The sequence below is a fragment of the Kitasatospora sp. NPDC057518 genome (assembly GCF_042802075.1).
In the GTDB taxonomy this organism is placed as follows: Bacteria; Actinomycetota; Actinomycetes; order Streptomycetales; family Streptomycetaceae; genus Kitasatospora.
Genome location: NZ_JBHVEU010000128.1, coordinates 1 through 19,968, shown reverse-complemented (window position 1 = coordinate 19,968; position 19,968 = coordinate 1). Strand labels below are relative to the sequence as shown.

General features: G+C 71.9%; 14 protein-coding genes. 8 read left to right on the top strand and 6 right to left on the bottom strand.

Going from position 1 to position 19,968, the window contains the following annotated elements:
* Together ACFU7Z_RS15845 and ACFU7Z_RS15840 are read right to left on the bottom strand one after the other, a co-directional pair.
* A partial coding sequence (locus ACFU7Z_RS15845; RefSeq protein ID WP_380777856.1) for a winged helix-turn-helix transcriptional regulator occupies positions 1-201 on the bottom strand: 201 nt, incomplete at its 3' end.
* Between the two features lie 110 nt (positions 202-311).
* Positions 312-806: an ATP-binding protein gene (locus tag ACFU7Z_RS15840; protein WP_181970497.1), complete on the bottom strand. Its 495-nt coding sequence runs from the start codon at positions 804-806 to the stop codon at positions 312-314.
* A gap of 227 nt (positions 807-1,033) precedes the next feature.
* Between ACFU7Z_RS15840 and ACFU7Z_RS15835 the strand changes: the two genes are divergently transcribed.
* From ACFU7Z_RS15835 to ACFU7Z_RS15825, 3 genes are all read left to right on the top strand, one after another.
* Complete coding sequence (locus ACFU7Z_RS15835) at positions 1,034-1,360, top strand: putative quinol monooxygenase (protein WP_074005289.1); 327 nt, start codon at positions 1,034-1,036, stop codon at positions 1,358-1,360.
* Positions 1,357-2,598, top strand: coding sequence for a helix-turn-helix transcriptional regulator (locus ACFU7Z_RS15830; RefSeq protein WP_074005263.1), 1,242 nt, complete (start codon positions 1,357-1,359; stop codon positions 2,596-2,598). The genes ACFU7Z_RS15835 and ACFU7Z_RS15830 overlap by 4 nt, the downstream gene beginning before the upstream one ends.
* A 99-nt stretch (positions 2,599-2,697) precedes the next feature.
* Complete coding sequence (locus tag ACFU7Z_RS15825) at positions 2,698-3,210, top strand: GNAT family N-acetyltransferase (RefSeq protein WP_380777855.1); 513 nt, start codon at positions 2,698-2,700, stop codon at positions 3,208-3,210.
* Positions 3,211-3,275: 65 nt separating this feature from the next.
* Here the strand turns inward: ACFU7Z_RS15825 and ACFU7Z_RS15820 are convergent, their stop codons facing one another.
* From ACFU7Z_RS15820 to ACFU7Z_RS15805, 4 genes are all read right to left on the bottom strand, one after another.
* A complete protein-coding gene (locus tag ACFU7Z_RS15820; protein WP_380777854.1) occupies positions 3,276-3,971 on the bottom strand; it encodes a hypothetical protein in 696 nt (231 codons plus the stop codon).
* The gene (locus ACFU7Z_RS15815) at positions 3,968-8,173 is read right to left on the bottom strand and encodes an NEW3 domain-containing protein (RefSeq protein ID WP_380777853.1); all 4,206 of its coding nucleotides are present in this window, start codon (positions 8,171-8,173) and stop codon (positions 3,968-3,970) included. The genes ACFU7Z_RS15820 and ACFU7Z_RS15815 overlap by 4 nt, the downstream gene beginning before the upstream one ends.
* Positions 8,174-8,245: 72 nt before the next feature.
* Positions 8,246-10,714, bottom strand: coding sequence for a discoidin domain-containing protein (locus ACFU7Z_RS15810; protein WP_380777852.1), 2,469 nt, complete (start codon positions 10,712-10,714; stop codon positions 8,246-8,248).
* A 252-nt stretch (positions 10,715-10,966) separates the two neighbouring features.
* Positions 10,967-12,049: a LacI family DNA-binding transcriptional regulator gene (locus ACFU7Z_RS15805; RefSeq protein WP_380777851.1), complete on the bottom strand. Its 1,083-nt coding sequence runs from the start codon at positions 12,047-12,049 to the stop codon at positions 10,967-10,969.
* Between the two features lie 150 nt (positions 12,050-12,199).
* Here ACFU7Z_RS15805 and ACFU7Z_RS15800 point away from each other — a divergent pair, with 150 nt between their 5' ends.
* The 5 genes from ACFU7Z_RS15800 (at position 12,200) to ACFU7Z_RS15780 (ending at position 19,935) form a co-directional block, all read left to right on the top strand.
* A complete protein-coding gene (locus tag ACFU7Z_RS15800) occupies positions 12,200-13,489 on the top strand; it encodes an ABC transporter substrate-binding protein (protein WP_380777850.1) in 1,290 nt (429 codons plus the stop codon).
* Positions 13,490-13,694: 205 nt separating this feature from the next.
* Positions 13,695-14,567 carry a carbohydrate ABC transporter permease gene (locus tag ACFU7Z_RS15795; protein WP_074005259.1) on the top strand — a complete coding sequence of 291 codons (873 nt, stop codon included), beginning with the start codon at positions 13,695-13,697 and terminating at the stop codon, positions 14,565-14,567.
* A 6-nt stretch (positions 14,568-14,573) separates the two neighbouring features.
* The gene (locus ACFU7Z_RS15790) at positions 14,574-15,506 is read left to right on the top strand and encodes a carbohydrate ABC transporter permease (protein ID WP_380777849.1); all 933 of its coding nucleotides are present in this window, start codon (positions 14,574-14,576) and stop codon (positions 15,504-15,506) included.
* A gap of 83 nt (positions 15,507-15,589) precedes the next feature.
* Entirely contained in the window at positions 15,590-16,846 is a 1,257-nt protein-coding gene (locus ACFU7Z_RS15785) for a glycosyl hydrolase (RefSeq protein ID WP_117491474.1), read from the top strand.
* A 41-nt stretch (positions 16,847-16,887) separates the two neighbouring features.
* On the top strand, positions 16,888-19,935 hold the full coding sequence (locus ACFU7Z_RS15780) for an alpha-mannosidase (protein WP_380777848.1): 3,048 nt from the start codon (positions 16,888-16,890) through the stop codon (positions 19,933-19,935).
* The last annotated feature ends 33 nt before the right edge of the window (positions 19,936-19,968 follow it).

The following is a 19,968-nucleotide window of genomic DNA, read 5'->3' as shown; positions in this document are numbered from 1 at the left end:
GTGGTGAGCACCGCCCTGGAGCGATACGCGTGCGAACTGACCGCCGGGCGGCTCCGTTTCGGCGGCCCAACGGTGGCTCCAGGCGGTGAGCGGGCCGAGGGCGGTGACGAGGTCGGCGCCGAGCGGCGTGAGCCGGTAGGCGTCGTCGTGCGGGGCGAGCAGCCCGGCCTCGGTCAGCTCGGCGATACGGGTGCTGAGCACCCCCGAACAGCTACGGGCGACCGCCGCCGATCCCGGGCCGGGCCCTTGCCGCCATAGAGGAAGCAGTCGTACCACTTCACCTACGACGAGATCACTCTCAGCGGGACGGCTCACGCCACCAAGCTCTGCGCGCAGAGGTTGCGCGCGGTGCCCCACCCGTACGTGGGGCACCGCGCCTCGTGGGATTCCAGGAAGTCGAACCACACGACCTTGCCCACCCCTGCCACCGGATGCCAGCCCCACGCATGAGCCAGCGCCTCGACGAGGATCAGCCCACGTCCGCTGGTCGCTTCCGGGTCCGCTCCACCGCGTTCGAACGCCGGGTTGGAATCCGCGACCTCAACACGCAGCCGCTCGCCCGCGCGGCGAACGGTCACCGTGCAGCGTGCCTTCGAGTGCTCCATCGCGTTCGCGATCACCTCGCTCGCACAGAGCTCCAGCTCTTGCAGTGCTTCCCCGGAGAGCGGCACATCCCAGAAGCGGACGACGTCCATCACCAGCCTCCGCGCCGACGGCACGGCCGCGCTGTCCGGCGGGACATCCCACCCCAGGGGCACCGGAAACCGAGCGGTCTTGAGCGGGCTGACAATCGTCTTCCACTCCATTGCTCCTCCATCACCGGATATGAGCGATCGACATGGCGGGGTTCTGCTCCACCTCGTGGGCGGCATGGCTGTCGGCATGCGTAAGCGAGGCCGCCAACAGCACCCTCCGTCATGGTTGCAACACCGACCGTAGTCGCAGAAAAACTGCGAGTCAAGGAAAACTACTACTCGCAGAGCTTCGCCTAGTCATGCAAGACTCAGCCAACGTCGGAAGGGGAGTCGTCACCATGGGATTCGGTCTTGTCGTCCGCTTCGTCGCCCACAGCGCGGAAGCCGCTCGTGCCTTCGACCGATTGGCAGAGAAGGCACTTGAGGGCATCCGCACCAAGGAGCCCGGCACTCTCGTGTACGTCAACCACGCCGTACCGGAGGAGCCCACCGTCCGCGTCTTCTACGAGCTGTATGCGGACCGCGAGGCCTTCGAGGAGCACGAGCGACAGCCGCACGTCCAGGCCTTTCTCGCCGAACGCGCCCAGTACCTCGCCTCCTTCGACGTCACGTTCCTCGAGGAGATCTCAGGCAAGGGCTCCTCTCCGGACCAGGCCTCCCGGTGAGTCCGGAGGAGCGGCGGGCGTTCGGAGCCCGGGTCGCCCAACTTCGCAAGAGCCGTGGCTTGCGGCAGGATCAACTCGCCGCCGTCATCAACCGCACCGCCAGCTGGGTGTCCCAGGTCGAACGTGGCGTTCAACCCGTAGTCCGGCTCGATGTACTCCAGCTCCTTGCGGACGGGCTCGGCGTCTCGGTCCAGACCCTGCGGCCTGACGCCCCTCCACCAGCTTCCGCGTCACGGCCCGAACCGGACCAGCCCAACGACCTCGACATGGCTCGCCTGTCGCTCTCCGGTCATCCCGCGCTGGACAGCCTGCTCAGGACCCGCCCGCAGGTCGAACGTGTCGATGCCGAGCAATTGACCGCCGCCGTGGATGAGCTCTGGGACCTGACACACGCTGCGCGGTTCGCCGAACTGAGCACGGCCATCGTCGGCACTCTGCCGAAGTTGGAGCGGGCAGCGCGGACCGCACCAAGTGAATCCCGCCCCGCCATCCATCTCCTGCTGAGCCAGGCGTACCAGGCGATGGCTGCGGCCTTCGTGCGCCAGGACGAGCCCGATGCGGCCTGGGTCGCCGCCGATCGGGCCATCCGTGCCGCCGAGCAGTCCGCACATCCGCTCCATGTGTTCGCGGGCATCTACCGGCTGGCCCACGCCTTCGTCCGACTTCGTCGGCTGGATCAGGCCGAACACGCGGCCACGAGCGCCGTGGCCGTCCTCACCGAGCACATCACGTCAGCCAACCCGCCACACCCCGAAGCACTATCGGTCCTCGGTTCGCTGCACCTGGTCCTCGCGTTGACCGCAGCTCGCGCCGGCCAACGCGAGCGGGCCCGGACGGAACTGGCGAACGCCCGCGCGGTCGCAGCTCAACTCGGCGAGGACCGCAACGACTTCAACCTGGAGTTCGGCCCTACCAATGTGGAGGTACAGGCCGTCTCGACAGCGGTCGATCTCGGCGACGCCGGCGAAGCCCTGGACCTGGGTCGGCAGATCGATGCCGAACAGCTGTCGCCCGAACGCAGATCGCGACTCCTGATCGACCTGGGGCGGGCACACGCCCAACGACGCCACCTCGGCGAGGCCTTGGACTGTCTCCTCCGGGCCGAGGAAGTGGCCCCGGAGAGCGTCCGCAGCCACGCGGCAGCCCGGGAGACGATCCATGAACTCGTCGTCATCGCGGGCCGAAACGCCCCGTCGGAGCTGGTGAAGCTCGCAAAACGCGCGAACGCGACGGGCTGAGAGCGAAGTTCAGGCCGCAGCCCGACGACGTGCCCTGGCAACGATCTCGGCGGCTAAGCGAGAGTGGGCCGACCGATTCCACGCCCAGGGAGAATCCCAGTGACGATAGCCCTCCGCCGCTACGAGGCCGGCGGTCTTCCCTCCGGCCATGCGCAGTTGCTCATCGACGTCCACGCGGATGCCTACCGGGACCAGGCCGACAACCCCTTCGTCCAGCGCTTCCCGTGGTTCGCCAAGCACTGGACGTCCCGGCCCGGTTACAGCTGCGTCATGGCCTACGACGGCGACGAGCCGGTCGGCTATTCCTACGGTGCGCCGCAGGAGGACGGCCGCGAGTGGTGGCGTCAGCACATGCCGCCGCCCGCCGACGCGTCGACGTTCGCCGTCTCCGAGGTCATGGTGCGCCCCGACTGGCGGAAGCTGGGAATTGCCGAGCAGACGCACGAGGCGCTGTTGTCCGGACGGGACGAGGCGCTGGCCGTTCTCTATGTCGACGTGACCCACCCTCGTGTCCAGGCCATGTACGAGCGCTGGGCGTACGAGAAGGTCGGCGAGCACCGTCCGTTCGAAGACGCTCCGCTCTTTGCCGTCATGGTCCGCACTCTGCGCTGACCGGCCGGTCCGCACAGCCATGCCCGCCGTGCTCGGGGCGAGCACGGCGGGAATGACCGCGGACCTCAGTGGCGGTGGTGGTTGTCGGGTTGGGCGGGGTCGCCTGGGTGTTCCAATCCCTCGACCAGGGTGATGCGTTGGGCGCGTTCGTGGTCGAGCCAGCGGACGAATGCTGCTCGGCGGGCGGCGGCGCGGAGGGTGGAGGTGGGGTCCATACCCCCCTGGGTGGTGTGGGTGGCTAGGAGGGCTGCCGTCCAGGGGCCGGCGGTGACCCATGCGCCGGGTGGGGCTGTGCGGAGGGCCTCGGCTAGGGCGACGGGGAGGGTGGTGGGGTCGGCGTCCAACTCGCCGTCGGGGAGAGCGAGGTGCCAACTCTCGGCCGCCGGGCGGGTGGTCATCGTGCGGTAGTGGGCGATGTCCTCGGGTGACGGGTCGATGTCGGCCGTCACGGCGTCGTAGACGGCGCGGACGGCGGCGCTGCCCTCGTAGGCGGCCGCTGTGATGGAGCCGAGTTCGACGGCGGCCTGTTGGTCGAGGCGGGCGGGGCCGGAGGTGTCGACGGGCAGGTCGCGTTCGGCGGCGACTGCCTCGCAGAGGGCTTCGGTCAACAAGACCTGCGCGACCCAGCGAGTCAGCTGGCGGTCCTCCGAACTGCCCGGTTGTGGCAGGGCGGTGGCGCGCGGGCCGTTCCGGAGGGCGGCGAGGCGGTGGTCGAGGGCCGCACGTGGGAGGGGGCGACCGTCGAGGAGGCCGAGGGTCATGCTTCCACCACCAGGGCGACGGTCGGGGCGTACTGGCAGCGGCCGAACCACATGACCTTCGCCAGGGCCCAGTACGAGCCCGGGTCGGTGGATTCGGCGACGGAGACGGCGAATTCGACCACCGACGAGCTGCCGGCCGGGACGGTGAAGCCGCGGACGGGGTCGGCGATGACGTCCCAGGTGCCCCAGGGGGAGACCAGTTGCAGCTCGCCCCGGATCTCGCCGCGGGTGCGGTTGGTGAGGGTGAGGGAGAGGGCGGTACGGCTGCCGGGGACGACGTGCAGGGTCTCGGTGGAGACCTCGACGTCCAGGCCGGTGTCGCGGCCGCTGGTCGCCTTGGTGCCCTGGGCGATCGTCCAGTCCTCGGGGGTGTCGCCGGGGACGGGCAGCAGGTCGGGCAGGTCGCCGACGGCGATCGTGACCACGTCCTCGATCTGCTGGCCGTCGTGCTCGATCCGGACGGCGGCGAAGTGCAGCCCGGGCTCGGCGTCGGCCGGCGGGGTGAGGGTCACCGGGAAGCGCAGGTGGCCGTCGGGTGCGAGCCGGTACGGGCGGCTGCCGAGGCTCGTGGTCCAGCCCTCGGGCGGGAGCACGACGGCTGTGCCCTCGACGGCCGCGTCCCGCAGCTGGGAGGAGAGGGCGACCGAGAGCGTCACCGGCTCCCCCGCCGTCCGCAGCAGTCCGGGCGAGGCGCCGACGGACACCGGGAGGTAGCCGAGCGGTGCCGGGCCCCGGTTGTGCAGCCAGTAGCGGGCGTGGACGGGCTGGGCCGTCTCCGCCACCGGACCGAGGCCCGCCTCGCCCGCCGGGGCTGTGACGGCCGGGGAGGCGAGCAGGGTGGCGATCTGCGAGCCGGCGAGGTCGAGGGCGGGGCCGCCGGCGGCGCGCGGGCGTTCCAGCAGGTCGGCGGCGCGCACGTCGTCCAGGCCGAGTGCGCCGGTGAGCTTCGCCGTCCGGCCGAGGCCGGTCGACTCGACCAGCCGGACGGTGAGTTCGCTGCCGAGCGGCGCGGCGGAGCCGTGCGCGATCGGGTTGCCGGTCGGCTTGAGGGTGCCGAGCAGCACCTCGCGCTGGGGTTCGACCCGCAGCCAGGAGAGGGTGGCCGGCAGCGGGCCTTCCTGGGCGGGGGCGATCCGGGCGTACAGCGGGTGGTTGAACTCCTGGCCCTGGGCGGGCAGTGTCTGGTCCCGCCAGTCGCCGTCGCCTCCGACCAGTGCGTAGCTGAACTCGTGCGTCCAGTGCTGGAGTTGGAAGGAGGCGCCGTCGGGCAGGGTGCGCCGGGGCGGGTCGATCCAGACGCCGGAGGGCCAGCCGGTGCAGGAGCGCATCAGCGACAGGTGCAGCGCGCCGGTGGTGTCGACGGCGAAGCCGGGCAGGCCGAAGCTCAGCAATGCCACGGTGTGGTCGGCGAGTTGGTCCTGGACGGCGGACGGGCAGACGGCGGTGATCCGGGCGTCGGCCAGGTCGTCGACCAGGGCGGAGGGGTCGGAGACGATCAGTGCCGGCAGTGCGCGCAGGTCGCGCAGGTCGGCGTCCGGGCGCCAGACCTCGGTGAGCGGGATCGCCGCCGGTACCCAGACCGCGCCGTGCGTCTTCAGGGCGGCCGCGTACTCCTCGCCCGCCAGGTCGATCAACTCCCGTGCCACCGGGTTGAGGTCCGGCGAGCCGACCACGATGCGGAAGTCCGGCAGGTTGGAGTCCACGTCCAGCCAGCCGTACCGCGCCCAGTCGGCGCCCGAGGTGGTGGCGGTGACTCCGACCCGTGCCAGCGCGACCACCAGGGGGCGGGCGTCGGCGGCGTCGTCCAGGGTGGGGACGACGACCTCGGCCACGCCGAGGGCGCGCGAACCGGTCACCGTCCCCGTGCTGTCGGTCAGTTCGGCCCGCGCGGTGGCGCCGAGGCCGAACCAGGTGTTGGCCGGGTTGTCCAGGGTCCACGGCGCCTCCGCCGAGTCCACGTCCGGCATCGCGAAGCCGCGTCCGACGACCGCGCCCGCGACCTCGCTGACCGGCAGGCCGCCGGGGACGTCCACCGGGAAGCGCAGCCGCAACAGCCGGTCGGCGCCGGAGTAGTCCACCACCCGGGTGCGGCAGTCCACCCGGTCGAGGCCGCGCCACAGGGTGACGGTCTGCTCGTACCGGACGCCGTCGACCGTGCCGTCGATCAGCAGGCGCTCGCCGAGCGGCCCGGTCTCCCGGCGGACGGCGGCGTCGGCTCCCCCGGAGCCGGTCACCGGCCCGCTGGGCACCAGGTGCCAGGGGCCCTCGCCGAAGTCGGGGTGCTGCGGGTACTCCTCGTACACGCGCAGCTCGTTGCCGATCCGGCCGTCCTGGATCAACTCCCGGTCATGCAGGAGGTCCTGAACCGAGCAGAGGCCGCCGCCGCGCGCCGGGTCGGCGGTCACCCGGTACCGGCCGTTGCCGATCGTCACGCCCGGGGCCGGCGTCCACGGCTGCTCCGCCTCCCCCTCCACCAGTCGCCAGGTGCGCCAGCCGAGCGCGGGCACGTCCGCGGCGAGGAAGCGCAGGGTGCCCCGGTCGACGGCGCTGGGAACGGGCGAGCCGGCGTCGTCCAGCACCCTCACCGACTCGCTGCCGGAGGGGAGTTCGACACTCACCAGGTCGGTCCGGTCGAAGGAGAGCGTGTTGGCGACCACGACGGCCTGCCCCGCGCCCGCCGTGGAGATCCGCGCGGTCAGCGAGTCCAGCGCCGCGTCCCGGACGCCGGAGGCCAGGTCGTACGCCTCCCGCCAGCCGCCGAGCAGGTCCAGGTACACCTGGTCGGACTCGGAGCCGGTGATCGCGTCGTGGTGGGCGCCGTAGGCGAGTTGGCGCCAGACCTTGTCGAGCGCCGCGGCCGGGTAGCGGCCGAGGCCGTGCACGGAGGCGAGCGTGGCGAGCTTCTCGGCGTCCACGGCCGCGACCTCGCCGGCCCGTTGGGCCTGCTTGGTGTCGATGTACGAGACGTCCTTGCCGGTGTACACCGGGTTCATGTCGCGGGTCTGCGGGCTGGGCCGCCGGCCGGTGGCCGCCAGCTCGGCGCGGACGGCGTCGAGGAAGTCGCGGGGGGTGGCGCAGACGAACCGGGGCCAGAGGTACTTGGCTGCCCAGGAGCGGTGGATCTCGGTGACCCACTTGTTCGGCGGGGTGTAGTCCGTGCCCACCGGCAGCAGCAGGTTCTTCGTCGCGCCCACGGGCTTGAGCTTGCGGTACAGCTCGTAGACGGCCTGTTCGGCGGTGGCGAGGTCCGGGGAGGAGTCCATCCACCAGCCGGCCGAGTAGTGGTGCGGCATGTAGTGGGTGAGCACGCCGTCCCCGCCGGGGGCGATCCACTCGAACTCGCTCGGGAACTGCATCACCCGGGCGTCGTCCTTGGCCTCGCGGAAGTTCTTCTGGATCGGGCCCCACTGGTGGAAGGGGCCGCGCGCCCAGGCGCTGCCGGTGAGGCCGGCCGCGGCGAGGTGGCCGGGGAACTGCGGGTCGTGCCCGAACACGTCGAGCTGCCAGGCGGTCCGGGGGTCGCCGCCGAGGATGTCGCGCTGGTAGCCGATGCCGTAGACGATGTTGCGGATGGTGGTCTCGGCGCCGGTGAGGTTGGTGTTCGGCTCGTTGTAGGTGCCGCCGACGAGTTCGACCTGGCCGCGTTCCAGCAGCTGCCGAAGGGTCTCGCGGCGCTCCGGGTGCTGGTCGAAGTACGGCTTCAGGTAGTCGACTTCGGCGAGCACGAACTTGTACACCGGGTCCCGCAGGGCGAGGTCCAGGTGCGCGTCGACGAGGGCGAAGCCGTTGCGCTCCCACAGCGGCCGGGTGGTGGCGTCGGCGGAGAGCAGTTCCCACGGGGAGGTGTAGGCGGCCTGGGTGTTCCACCAGACCGGGTCGTAGTGGAAGTGCGAGACCAGGAACATCGTCCAGCCGGGCTCGGCGACCTCGACCACGGATTCGGCGGTGGCGTCCGACACGGATTCGGCGGTGGCGTCCGAGGCCCGGACGGTGACCGGGAGTCGGTCGCCGGGCGAGGCCCCGCCGATCTCCAGCGGGACCTCGACCAGGCCCGTGCCGGTCGCCTCGCCGCGGACACCCGGGCCGCTGACGGTGATCCGGGCGGCCGGGCCCTCCAGCGTGACCCGCAGCACTTGGCGCGGGGCGTCCTCGGGGCCGACGAACAGATCGGTGCTCTCGACGGCGGTGATGGTGACCGGCACGGGGGTGCTTCCTTTCCTCGAACAGGGCGGCGCGGGGCGCACGGGACAGCGGGACAGCGCGGGACAGCGGGGCTACGCGCCCCAGGCCTCGAACTCGTAGACGCGGGCGGCCGGATCACCGTTCTGGGTCGGCGTGTTGACCACCAGCCGGACGTAGCGGGCGGCGGTGTCCACCGGGTGGGTGGTGGTGCCGGCCGTGTTGCCGGTGACGTCGGCGACGGTCGTCCAGGGGTCGTTGGCGCCCGAGCGGACCTGGATGGCGAAGTCGCGGGTGTTGTACGAGGCGCTCTCGCCGCCCGCCGCCGCGTGCTTGACCACGAACTTCGACAGCTGCTTCGCCGAACCGAGGTCCACCTCCAGCCACTTGGCGGAGGTCAGCGCGCACCACTTGTCCCCGGTCCCGCCGCTGACGCTGCCGTTGACGGCCTTGGCCGGGCCCTCGTTGGCGTTGCACTGGCCGGAGGCGGTGGCCGGGCGGTTGAGCGCCAGGTTGGTGGAGGTCGGCGGGGTGCCGTTCCAACCGACGGTCGTGGACGCGGCGGTGGAGCGCCCGTAGGTGGTGGACACCGCCTCGACGTCCAGCGTGGTGGTGTTCTCGCCGCCCGCCCGGTCGAGCCGCCCGACGAAGTACGCGTCGTTGGGCGTGGCGCCGAGGAAGCTGCGGCTGCCGTCCGCGTTGCGGCGGTACACCTCGTAGTGGTGCACGTTGCCGCCGGGCGCCGCCGTCCAGGACAGCCGCAGCGACTGGCTGGAGCCGGCGGTCACGTCGCTCGCGCCGAGCACGGTGAGTCCGGCCGGTGCCGCCGGGGTCTCCACCGAGCCGTCGTAGACGGCGAGTTGACCGACCCGGAGGTCGTACGAGGGGTCGGACCCCTCGACCCGCAGGGCGATCTGGGCGATGGTGCGGCCCGCGTACGGGGAGAGGTCGAGGGTGTGCCGCTCCCAGCCGGTGCCGGCGTTGACGCCGACGTCGACCGTGGTGAAGCTGCTCGGGGAGTCCGTGAACGACACCGCGGCCTTGAGCTTCGTGGGCCCGGCGGCCGGGGTCTTGACCACCAGGTCCAGCCTGGTGTTCGCGGCGACGGGCAGCTTGGTCTGGTACAGCCGTACGGTGTTGGCGGCGTCGAGCTTTCCGCTCAACCGCAGGGAGGAACCGCCCTGGTAGGCGTCGCCGAAGTCGACGGACGGGGTGAGCCTGCTGCCGGTCGAGTCGACCATCCAGCGGTAGGTGGGCGGGACGTCCTGGAGCGAGAGGTTGTTCCAGCCGCCGGTGGCGACCCGAGTGCCGGCCGCGTTGTAGAAGTCGCCCTGCCCGGTGTCGAAGGTGGTGACGAACGGCTTGGCGGTGATCGGCGAGGATTCGGCGACGTAGCCGGCCAGGCCGGGCCAGCTCGCCGAGAGGTCGGTCCGGGACGGGTCGTTGTTGGCGCCGACCCAGTAGCGGGCGTCCTTGGCGTAGAAGTCGGCGCGGTCGGTGGCGGACTTCCAGGTCCACTCGGGGCGGTAGAGGCCGAGCGAGGTGGTGTGCGGCTGCCCGGACGGGAAGAGGGCGGACCAGTTCACGCCGGTGTTGTAGCCGTTGGCCTCGGTGTCGATGCCGGAGTAGAGGTCGTACTCGCTGCGGCCGAGCTGCCGGGCCAGCGCCCGGGAGGAGTTGAGGCCGCTCGCCGACCAGTCGAAGTTCAGGAACATCGAATCCGAGGTGCGCTTCGAACCATCTTGCAGGAAGGGCGAGTTGGCGGAGGTGAGGGCGTTCTGCCAGTTCACCCCGCCGGAGGTGGTCATCGCGTCGTACCACATGAACTCGGTACCGCTCTGCGCCTTGGTGTACTGCATCAGGTTGCGCAGCTCGCCCGCCAGGGCCGAATCGCCGCCGCCGGTCTCCTGGTTGATGAACCAGCCGTCGAAGCCGTAGTACTGCGCGGCCTGGACGAGCTTGTCGGCGACGGGGTAGCGGCTGCCGGACTTCTGGACGAAGTCGCGCACCCACTGGAGCTGTCCGCCGTACGCGCCGGGCGGGAAGAAGACCGTGCCGTAGACCTTGACGCCGTTGCGGTGGGCGGCGTCGATCACGGTCGGGTTGGGGGCGAGGATCAGGCCCTCGCCGGCCGAGCCGCCCCAGAACACCAGCTTGTCGACGTACTGCCAGTAGCCGAAGGCGTAGTAGTTGGGGTCGGCGGAGCCCTGCGAGGGGTTGTTGGAGGTGGGGCCGAAGGAGACCAGGGAAGCGATCTTCCCTTCGCCGGTCCGGGCGTTGGGGTTGGCCCGCAGCGCCGGGTCGCTGGTGCGCGGCTGGAGCGGGACGCGGGAGCGGTTGAAGCGGGCGTCCGGGTCGGTGGCCGGGTCCCAGTTCAGGATGCTGTTGGGGTACCAGTACGAGGCGAAGGGCTGGCTGCCCTGGCCGGCGGTGGCGGCGGGTGCCGCGGCCGGCCCGGCGCCCGGCAGCGCGGCCGGTACCGGGTCGGCCCAGGCGGCGGGGGTGGCGGTCAGGGCGGCCGTCGCGAGGACGGCGCTGAGCAGCAGGGGGAGGCGTCGTGACATGCGGTGGCTCCGATCGAGCGGAGGAGGGTGGGGGCGGGCCCGCCGTCGCGGACGGGGGCCCGGCTGCATGCGGGCGTGCCGGTGCTGGAGCGTGTGGTGCCGGTGGTGGATCGGGTGGGGGTCGCGCCGCCGCCGGGCCCCCGGCGCACCGGAGCGGCGGCGCGGGGAGCGGGACGGGCGGCGGGACGGGCAGCGGGGGCCGGACGGGGTGCGGCGGAGCGGACCGAGCGGCTGCCGCTCGGCGCTGCGAGGCTAAACCGGTTCAGAACCGCTGTCAACGATGCGCGCGACAACCACTCCGGAGGGGGAAGTCCCGGGCGCGCCGGGCGGCGAGGTGGACTCCCGTACGGTCAGCCGCGGCGTGGGCATCCGGAGGTCCCGCCCCGCCCCGGCCCCGTCCAGCGCCTCCAGCAGGCTGCGCGCGACCTGCTCGCCGAGCGCGAAGGTGTCCCGGCTGAGCGCGGTCAGCGGCGGGTGCACGATCCGGGCGAGCACCGAGTCGTCGAAGGAGACGATGGACAGCTCGCCGGGCACCGCGACCCCCATCTCCCCGGCCACGCCGAGCCCGGCGACGGCCATCACGTCGCTGTCGTAGACGATCGCGGTGGGCCGCCCGGCCCGGGACAGCAGCGTCCGGGTGGCCGCCGCGCCCTCGGCGTCGCTGAAGTCGGTGGGCACCGACACCGCCTCCTCCAGCCCGAGCCGGCGCGAGGCGTCGCGCAGCGCGCGGATCCGCCGCTGGGTGTGCTGGAAGTGCGGCAGCCCGGCGAGGTGGGCGATCCGCCGGTGGCCGATGGCGGCCAGGTAGTCGACGATCGAGAGCATCGCCTCCCGGTCGTCAGCCCAGATCCGCAGCTGGTTGCCGCCCTTGCCGGGCCCGCCCAGCACCACGGCGGGCAGCCCGAGTTCGTCCAGCACCGGCAGCCTCGGGTCCCTGACCTGGAGGTCGACCACGATGAAGCCGTCGACCCGGTGCTCGGAGGCCCAGCCCCGGTAGACCTCGATCTCGGCGGCGGTGTCCTCCACCACCATCAGGTGCAGCGCGATCGAGCTGGCCGAGAGCACCGCCTGGAGCCCGGACAGCAGTTGGCTGAAGAACGGCTCGACGCCGATGGTCCGGGCCGGCCGGGCGATCACCAGGCCGACGGCGTCGGACCTGGCTCCGCCGAGGGCCCGCGCGGCGCTGTGCGGGCGCCAGTTCATCTCCTCGGCGACCCGCAGGATCCGGGCCCTGGTCGCCTCGCTGACGCCCGGCCGGCCGTTGAGCGCGAAGGACACCGCGCCCTTGGAGACACCGGCCTGGCGGGCGATGTCGGCGATCGTCGGTCTGCCCACAGAACCCGACTCCTCTCTTGACATCCAAGTTTAGGCGGGAGCATAGTCCCTGGCATAGCTAGACCGGTTTAGTTAGTCAGGTTGCGGAATCCGACACAACCCCCGAGCTCGGCACGATCCCCCACCCACCCCCAGGACCGGGAGACCCTCATGCGAAGAATCTGGGCGGCACTGACCACGACCGCGCTCGCCACCGCCGCGCTCACCGGCTGCGGACTCGGCTCCGGCGACACCAAGGACAGCGACGCGGTGGCGAGTGCGGCCGCCACCGGCGAGGTCAAGGGCAAGGTCTCGATCCAGACCTGGTCGCTCAAGCCGAAGTTCACCGACTACATGCAGGGCGTGCTCGACGGCTTCAAGAAGAAGTACCCCGGCGTCGAGGTCGAGTGGCTCGACCAGCCCGGTGAGGGCTACTCCGACAAGGTGCTCAGCCAGGCCGCCGCCGGCAGCCTGCCCGACGTGGTCAACCTCCCGCCGGACTTCGCCTTCCCGCTGGCGAAGAAGGACGTCCTGCTGGACATCGCCAAGGCCGACCCCAAGCTCGCCGAGGAGTACGTCCCCGGCGGCGTGGACGCCTACCGGTTCAACGGCTACCAGGGCACCTTCGGCTACCCCTGGTACCTCAACACCGATGTGAACTACTGGAGTTCCGAGCTCCTGACGAAGAACGGCCTGGACCCGCAGAAGCCCCCGGCCAGTCTGGACGAGCTGATCGCCCAGGCCCGGACGATGAAGGAGAAGTCCGGCGGCCAGACCTACCTGATGAGCCGCAAGCCGGGCATCGGGGACCTGTACAACATCGGCGTGAAGATCATGTCCGACGACGGCAAGTCCTTCACCTTCAACACCCCCGAGGCCGCCGCGCTGCTCGACAAGTACCGCGACGCCTTCAAGGAGGGCCTGATGCCGAACGGGGTGCTCACCGACACCTACGCCGGCAACTCCAAGCTCTTCAGCTCCGGCACGGTGGCCTGGACCACCGGCGGCGGCAACTACATCACCAGCCTCGCCACCGACAACCCGACCCTCGCCCCGAAGGTCGTCTCCTCCCCCGCGATGGCCACCCCGCCGCTGTACGTCCAGGGCCTGTCCATCCCGAAGAACACCAAGAACCCGGCCGCCGCGGTGGCCCTCGCCCGCTGGGTGACCAGCCCCGAGAACCAGGCCGCCTTCGCCCACCTGACCAGCGTGTTCCCGTCCACCAAGGCCTCCGCGAACGACCCGTTCTTCAGCAAGAGCGACGGCACCAACGCGGGCGACGCCAAGGTGACGGCCTTCGCCTCGCTCGCCAAGGCCAAGCTGATCCAGCCGGTCGAGGTGGACGACGCGATGGGCACCATCATCAAGCAGCAGTTCGCGCTGGCCATCAGCGGCGACACCAGCTCCAAGCAGGCGCTGGACACCGCCGTCGAGCAGTGCAACAAGCTGCTCAAGGGCTGATCCGACGCCGCCCCGGCACCAGCCCCGCGGTACCCCACCCCGCACCGGCGAAGCACCGGAGACGTACCAGCGACGTACCAGAGACGTTCCGGCGCGGCACCGGAGACGTACCGGCGAAGTACCGGTGAAGCGGCGGGCCTCCCCCCGCGCCCGCCGCTCCCCGGGAATCACCCGCACCACCCCCAGGCCCCAGGAAGGCAACGGCATGACCCACCGGCGTTGGTTCACCCCCTGGCTGCTCGCCGGGCCCGCGATAGTCTGGCTCGCCGTCTTCAACCTCTGGCCGGCCGTCAACACGGTGATCCTGTCCTTCACCAACGCCAAGCCCCTGGGCGGCGGGCAGTTCACCGGCCTGGAGAACTACGGCCGGCTGCTGGACGACGACCAGCTCGCCGACGCCCTGGTCAACAGCATCGTGTTCATGCTGGTCTGCCTGCCGCTGCTGACCGTCCTGCCGCTGCTGCTCGCCCTGCTGGTGCAGCGCAAGATCCCCGGCATCACCTTCTTCCGCACCGCCTTCTACACCCCGGTGATCGCCTCCGCCGTCGTGGTGGCGCTGATCTGGGGCTGGGTGCTGGACGAGCGGGGCCTGGCCAACGGCCTGCTGCAGCAGACCGGGCTGGCCGACTCCCCGGTCGCCTTCCTGACCGACCGCTGGCTGCTGCTGTTCAGCGCGATCGCCCTGACCGTCTGGAAGGGCCTCGGCTACTACATGGTCATCTACCTGTCCGCGCTCGCCAACGTCCCGCGCGAGCTGCACGAGGCGGCGGCCGTGGACGGCGCCGGACCGCTGCACCGGTTCTGGCACGTCACCCTGCCCGGGGTGCGCCCGACCATGATCCTGATCTCGGCGCTGATCTCGGTGAGCTCGCTGCGCGTCTTCTCCGAGCTGTACGTGCTCTCCAACGGCCTCGGCGGCCCCGGCGGCCGGGACATGTCGGTGGTGATGCTGATCCAGATGTACAGCCGCGGCTTCAACGGGCACCTGGGCTACGCCTCGGCGCTCAGCCTGCTGCTGTTCGTCGTCACCCTCGGCCCGATGCTGTTCCTGATGCGGCTGAACCGGAAGGCGGCCTGACCCCCCATGACCACCGTCCGCACGCCCCAGTCCCCCGACACCCCCGCCGAGCCCGCCAAGGCCGCCAAGGCCGCCAGGCCCACCGGCCCCGCCAGGCGCTCCCGGAGCTTCAACACCCCCTCCACCGCGCAGACCGCCGCCCGCTACCTGCTCCTGGTGCTGGTCCTGCTGCTGGTCATCGGCCCCTTCCTGTGGCAGCTGTCGACCTCCCTCAAGGGCCCCGCCGAGGACGTCTACACCCGCACCCCGAGCTTCCTGCCCGACCAGCCCACCCTGGGCAACTACGGCAAGGTCGCCGAGGTCATCCCGGTGTGGACCTACGCGCTCAACTCGGTGATCGTCGCCGTGGTCTGCATCACCGGCAACGTGGTCGGCTGCACGCTGGCCGGCTACGCGCTCGCCCGGCTGCGCTTCCGCGGCGCCAAGCTCGTCCTCGGCCTCTTCCTCGCCACCCTGATCCTGCCCGGCGAGGTCACCATCGTCTCCCAGTACGTGCTGGTGCGCGGACTCGGCCTGGCCGACACCCTGGCCGGCGTCGCGCTGCCCGGCTCGATCGCGATGCTCAACGTGCTGCTGATGCGCACCGCCTTCGCCGCCGTCCCGGCCGAGTTGGACCAGGCCGCGCTGGTGGACGGCGCCAACGTCTGGCAGCGGCTGTGGCACATCGGCCTGCCGAACGTGCGCGGCATGCTCAGCGTGATCGTGATCTTCACCTTCATCGGCGCCTGGGACGACTTCCTGTGGCCGCTGATCGTGCTCAACGACCCGCAGAAGTACACCCTCACCGTCGGGCTCCAGTACCTCAACGGCACCTTCGCCGCCAACCCCCGGCTGATCGCGGCCGGCACCATGATCGCCTTCCTGCCGATCGTCGTGGTGTTCGGCGTCTGCCAGCGCTTCTTCTTCAAGGGCGTCGAGGAAGGAGCCGTCAAGGGATAAGCCCGACCGGGGACCGCCCCCGCCGGTGACGACCCACCGTCCGTACGCCCCACACCCGTTGAGGAAGCCCTCCGATGACCCCGATGACCACCGCCCCCCGCTTCGGCGTCAACTACACGCCCAGCGCCGGCTGGTTCCACCACTGGCTCGACTTCGACCTCGACGCCGTACGCGCCGACTTCGACTCCATCGCCGCCCTCGGCCTGGACCACGTGCGGGTCTTCCCGCTCTGGCCGGTCTTCCAGCCCAACCGCACCCTGATCCGCCCGCGCGCCGTCGAGCAGCTGACGGCCCTGGTGGACGCGGCCGGCGAGCGCGGTCTCGACGTCGCGGTGGACGGCCTGCAGGGCCACCTGTCCAGCTTCGACTTCCTCCCGTCCTGGACGCAGACCTGGCACCGCCGCAACATCTTCACCGACCCCGAGGTGCTCGACGGCCAGGCCGCCTACCTGCGCACCCTCGCCGACGCCCTGAGCGAGCGGCCCAACTTCCTCGGGATGACGCTCGGCAACGAGATCAACCAGTTCTCCGGCGCCCCGCACCCCGACCCGGACCGGGCCACCCCCGCCGAGGCGGAGGCCTGGCTGCGCCGGATGCTCGACGCCTGCGAGCAGGGCGCCCCCGGCCGGCTGCACCTGCACGCCTCGTACGACGCGGCCTGGTACCTGGACGAGCACCCGTTCACCCCCTGGCACTCGGCCCGGATCGGCGCCGCGACCGCCGTGCACTCCTGGGTGTTCAACGGCACCGCCCAGCGCTACGGCGCCCACTCCACCGCCACCGCGCAGCACGCCGCCTACCTGGTCGAGCTGTCCAAGGCCTGGGCGGACGACCCGGCCCGCCCGGTCTGGCTGCAGGAGGTCGGCGCGCCCGCCCCGCACATCACCCCGCAGGACGCGGCGCGCTTCACCGGCGCCACCGTGGAGGCCGTGCTGGACTGCCCGGACCTGTGGGGCGTGACCTGGTGGTGCTCGCACGACGTGGACCGCTCGCTCGCCGACTTCCCCGAACTGGAGTACAGCCTCGGCCTGTTGACCACCGACCGGACGGTCAAGCCGGCCGGCGCCCGGCTCGCCGAGGCCGCCGCCGAGGCCCGCCGCTCCTGGCAGCCGCCGAAGCCGCGCAGCACCGCCGTGGTGGTCGCCACCGGCGACGAGGCCCTCTCGCCCCGGCGCTCGGTCTGCGGCCCCGGCGGCCCGGTGTACGAGGCGTTCATGCGCCTCGCCGAGGAGGGCGCCCGCCCGACCACGGTGCTCGCCGAGCGCGCCGAGGACCGCGAGCACCTCGCCGCGCGCGGCATCACCGAGGTGGTCCACCCCTCCGACGTACCGTCCCTCTAGCCAGTCCGTTTCCCCTCAGCCACGCAACGGAGCCCGCTGACATGCACGATGACCGCACCCTGGTCGAGTCCCGCCTCAAGCGCGTCCTGGACGAGCGCATCCGCCCGGCCGTCTACCCCGAGTCCGTCCCGCTGGAGGTCGGCGTCTGGACGGCTCCCGGCGAGCCCGTCCCGGTCGCCGAGGGCCTGGCCGCCCCGCGCACCCCGATCGCGGTCGGCGACGCCTGGGGAGCGCCCTGGGGCACCAGCTGGATCACCGTGACCGGCACCGTGCCGCGGGAGTGGGCCGGGCGCACCGTCGAGGCGCTGATCGACCTCGGCTTCGACGCCAACATGCCCGGCTTCCAGTGCGAGGGCCTGGTCTACCGCCCGGACGGCTCCCCGGTGAAGGGCCTCAACCCGCAGAACCAGTGGGTGCGGATCGCCGCCCCGGCAGCCGGCGGCGAGCAGGTGCTGCTGCACGTCGAGGCCGCCTCCAACCCGGTCATCCTGGACTACCACCCCTTCCTGCCCACCGAGTTGGGCGACAAGGAGACGGCCGGCGACCAGCCGCAGTACAAGCTGACCCGGATGGACCTGGCGGTCTTCGACGAGACGGTCTGGCAGCTGGTGCTGGACCTGGAGGTGCTCGGCGAGCTGATGGCCGAGCTGCCGGTGGAGGGCGCCCGCCGCTGGGACGTCCTGCGCGCGGTCGAGCGGGCGCTCGACGCCGTCGACCTCCAGGACGTCAACGGCACGGCGGCGGCGGCCCGTTCGGAGCTGGCCGGTGTGCTGGCCGCGCCCGCCGTGCCGTCCGCGCACCGGATCAGCGCGATCGGCCACGCGCACATCGACTCGGCCTGGCTGTGGCCGCTGCGCGAGACCGTCCGCAAGGTGGCCCGCACCACCGCCAACATGACGGCGCTGCTGGAGGACGAGCCGGACTTCCTCTACACCATGTCCCAGGCCCAGCAGTTCGCCTGGATCAAGGAGCACCGCCCCGAGGTGTACGCCAGGGTCCGCAAGGCCGTCGCCGAGGGCCGCTTCGTCCCGGCCGGCGGCATGTGGGTGGAGTCCGACACCAACATGCCGAGCTCGGAGGCGATGGCCCGGCAGTTCGTGCACGGCAAGCGGTTCTTCCTGGACGAGTTCGGGGTGGAGAACCACGAGGCCTGGCTGCCGGACACCTTCGGCTTCACCGGCGGCCTGCCCCAGATCATCCGCAACGCCGGCTCCAAGTGGCTGCTGACGCAGAAGATCTCGTGGAGCCAGATCAACAAGTTCCCGCACCACACCTTCCTCTGGGAGGGCATCGACGGGACCAGGATCTTCACCCACTTCCCGCCCGTGGACACCTACAACTGCTCGATGAAGGGCAGCGAGATCGCCCACGCGGCGAAGAACTTCAAGGACAAGGGCGTCGCCCGGCACTCGCTCGCCCCGACCGGCTGGGGCGACGGCGGCGGCGGTACCACCCGCGAGATGGTCGCCAAGGCGGCCCGGATGAAGGACCTGGAGGGCTCGGCCACCGTCCGCTGGGAGAAGCCCGCCGAGTTCTTCGCCAAGGCCGAGGCCGAGTACCCGAACCCGCCGGTCTGGGTCGGCGAGCTCTACCTGGAGCTGCACCGCGCCACCCTGACCAGCCAGGCGAAGACCAAGCAGGGCAACCGGCGCAGCGAGAACCTGCTGCGCGAGGCCGAACTCTGGTCCGCCACCGCCGCGTTGCGCACCGGCGCGGAGTACCCGTACGAGCAGCTGGACCGGATCTGGAAGACGGTGCTGCTGCACCAGTTCCACGACATCCTGCCCGGCTCGTCCATCGCCTGGGTGCACCGCGAGGCCGAGGCGACGTACGCGGCGCTGGCCGGGGAGCTGGAGGCGCTGATCGGCGCGGCCCAGCAGGCGCTGGCCGGGGCGGCCGCCGGCGGGCGGGAGCTGGTGTTCAACTCGGCGCCGCACGGCCGCTCGACGGTGCCGGCCGGCGGGGCCGCCGCGGTCGGCCTGCCGGACGGCACCTGCGAGGCGGTCGAGCGCCCCGGGGGCGGCCTCACGCTGCGCAACGGCCTGCTGGAGGTCGTCGTGGACGCGGACGGCCTGATCGCCTCGGTGGTCGAGACCGCGACCGGCCGGGAGACCGTCGCCCCCGGCAGCCGGGCCAACCTGCTCCAACTGCACCCCGACTTCCCCAACATGTGGGACGCCTGGGACGTCGACCAGTTCTACCGCAACACCGTCACCGACCTGACCGGCGTGGACTCGCTCACCGCCGCGTCGTCCCCCGCCGGGGCCTCGGTGCGGATCGCCCGCTCCTTCGGCTCCTCCACCGTCGTCCAGACCCTCACCCTGCCGGCCGGCGAGCAGCGGGTGGACATCGACACCGAGGTCGACTGGCACGAGACCGAGAAGTTCCTCAAGGCCGCGTTCCCGCTGGACGTCCACACCGAGCGCTACGCCGCCGAGACCCAGTTCGGCCACCTCTACCGGCCCACCCACACCAACACCAGCTGGGACGCGGCCAAGTTCGAGGCCTGCAACCACCGCTTCGTCCACCTCGACGAGCCCGGCTGGGGCGTCGCCCTGGTCACCGCCTCCACCTACGGCCACGACGTCACCCGCACCGTGCGCCCCGACGACGGCGGGACGACCACCACGGTCCGCTTCTCGCTGCTGCGCGCCCCGCGCTTCCCCGACCCGAAGACCGACCAGGGCCTGCACCGCTTCCGGCACGCCCTGGTGCCGGGCGCGGCGATCGGCGACGCGGTCCGCGAGGGCTACCGGATCGGCCTGCCCGAGCGGACGGTCACCGGCAGCGCCGAGCGGGTCGCCCCGCTGGTGGAGCTGGACAACGACGCCCTGGTGGTGAGCGCCGTCAAGCTCGCCGACGACCGCAGCGGGGACCTGATCGTCCGGGTCTACGAGGCCGGCGGCGGCCGCGCCCGGGGCCGGCTGACCACCTCCTACCCGCTGGCCGGCGCCGTCCCCTGCGACCTGCTGGAGCGGCCCTGGGACGGCACCCGCGGCGAGGTGGCGGTCGAGGACGGCGCGGTGCGCCTCGCGCTGCGCCCGTTCGAGCTGGTCACCCTGCGGCTCAGCGCGGCCCGCCGGGGCTGATCTACGCTGTTCGGCGCCCCGGCCCCCGCGGCC

Coding starts and splice junctions, on each gene's coding strand:
- ACFU7Z_RS15835 (WP_074005289.1), top strand. CDS start 1,034: ATGGGATTCGGTCTTGTCGTCCGCTTCGTCGCCCACAGCGCGGAAGCC.
- ACFU7Z_RS15790 (WP_380777849.1), top strand. CDS start 14,574: ATGACCACCGTCCGCACGCCCCAGTCCCCCGACACCCCCGCCGAGCCC.
- ACFU7Z_RS15795 (WP_074005259.1), top strand. CDS start 13,695: ATGACCCACCGGCGTTGGTTCACCCCCTGGCTGCTCGCCGGGCCCGCG.
- ACFU7Z_RS15810 (WP_380777852.1), bottom strand. CDS start 10,714: ATGTCACGACGCCTCCCCCTGCTGCTCAGCGCCGTCCTCGCGACGGCC.
- ACFU7Z_RS15800 (WP_380777850.1), top strand. CDS start 12,200: ATGCGAAGAATCTGGGCGGCACTGACCACGACCGCGCTCGCCACCGCC.
- ACFU7Z_RS15785 (WP_117491474.1), top strand. CDS start 15,590: ATGACCACCGCCCCCCGCTTCGGCGTCAACTACACGCCCAGCGCCGGC.
- ACFU7Z_RS15820 (WP_380777854.1), bottom strand. CDS start 3,971: ATGACCCTCGGCCTCCTCGACGGTCGCCCCCTCCCACGTGCGGCCCTC.
- ACFU7Z_RS15780 (WP_380777848.1), top strand. CDS start 16,888: ATGCACGATGACCGCACCCTGGTCGAGTCCCGCCTCAAGCGCGTCCTG.
- ACFU7Z_RS15840 (WP_181970497.1), bottom strand. CDS start 806: ATGGAGTGGAAGACGATTGTCAGCCCGCTCAAGACCGCTCGGTTTCCG.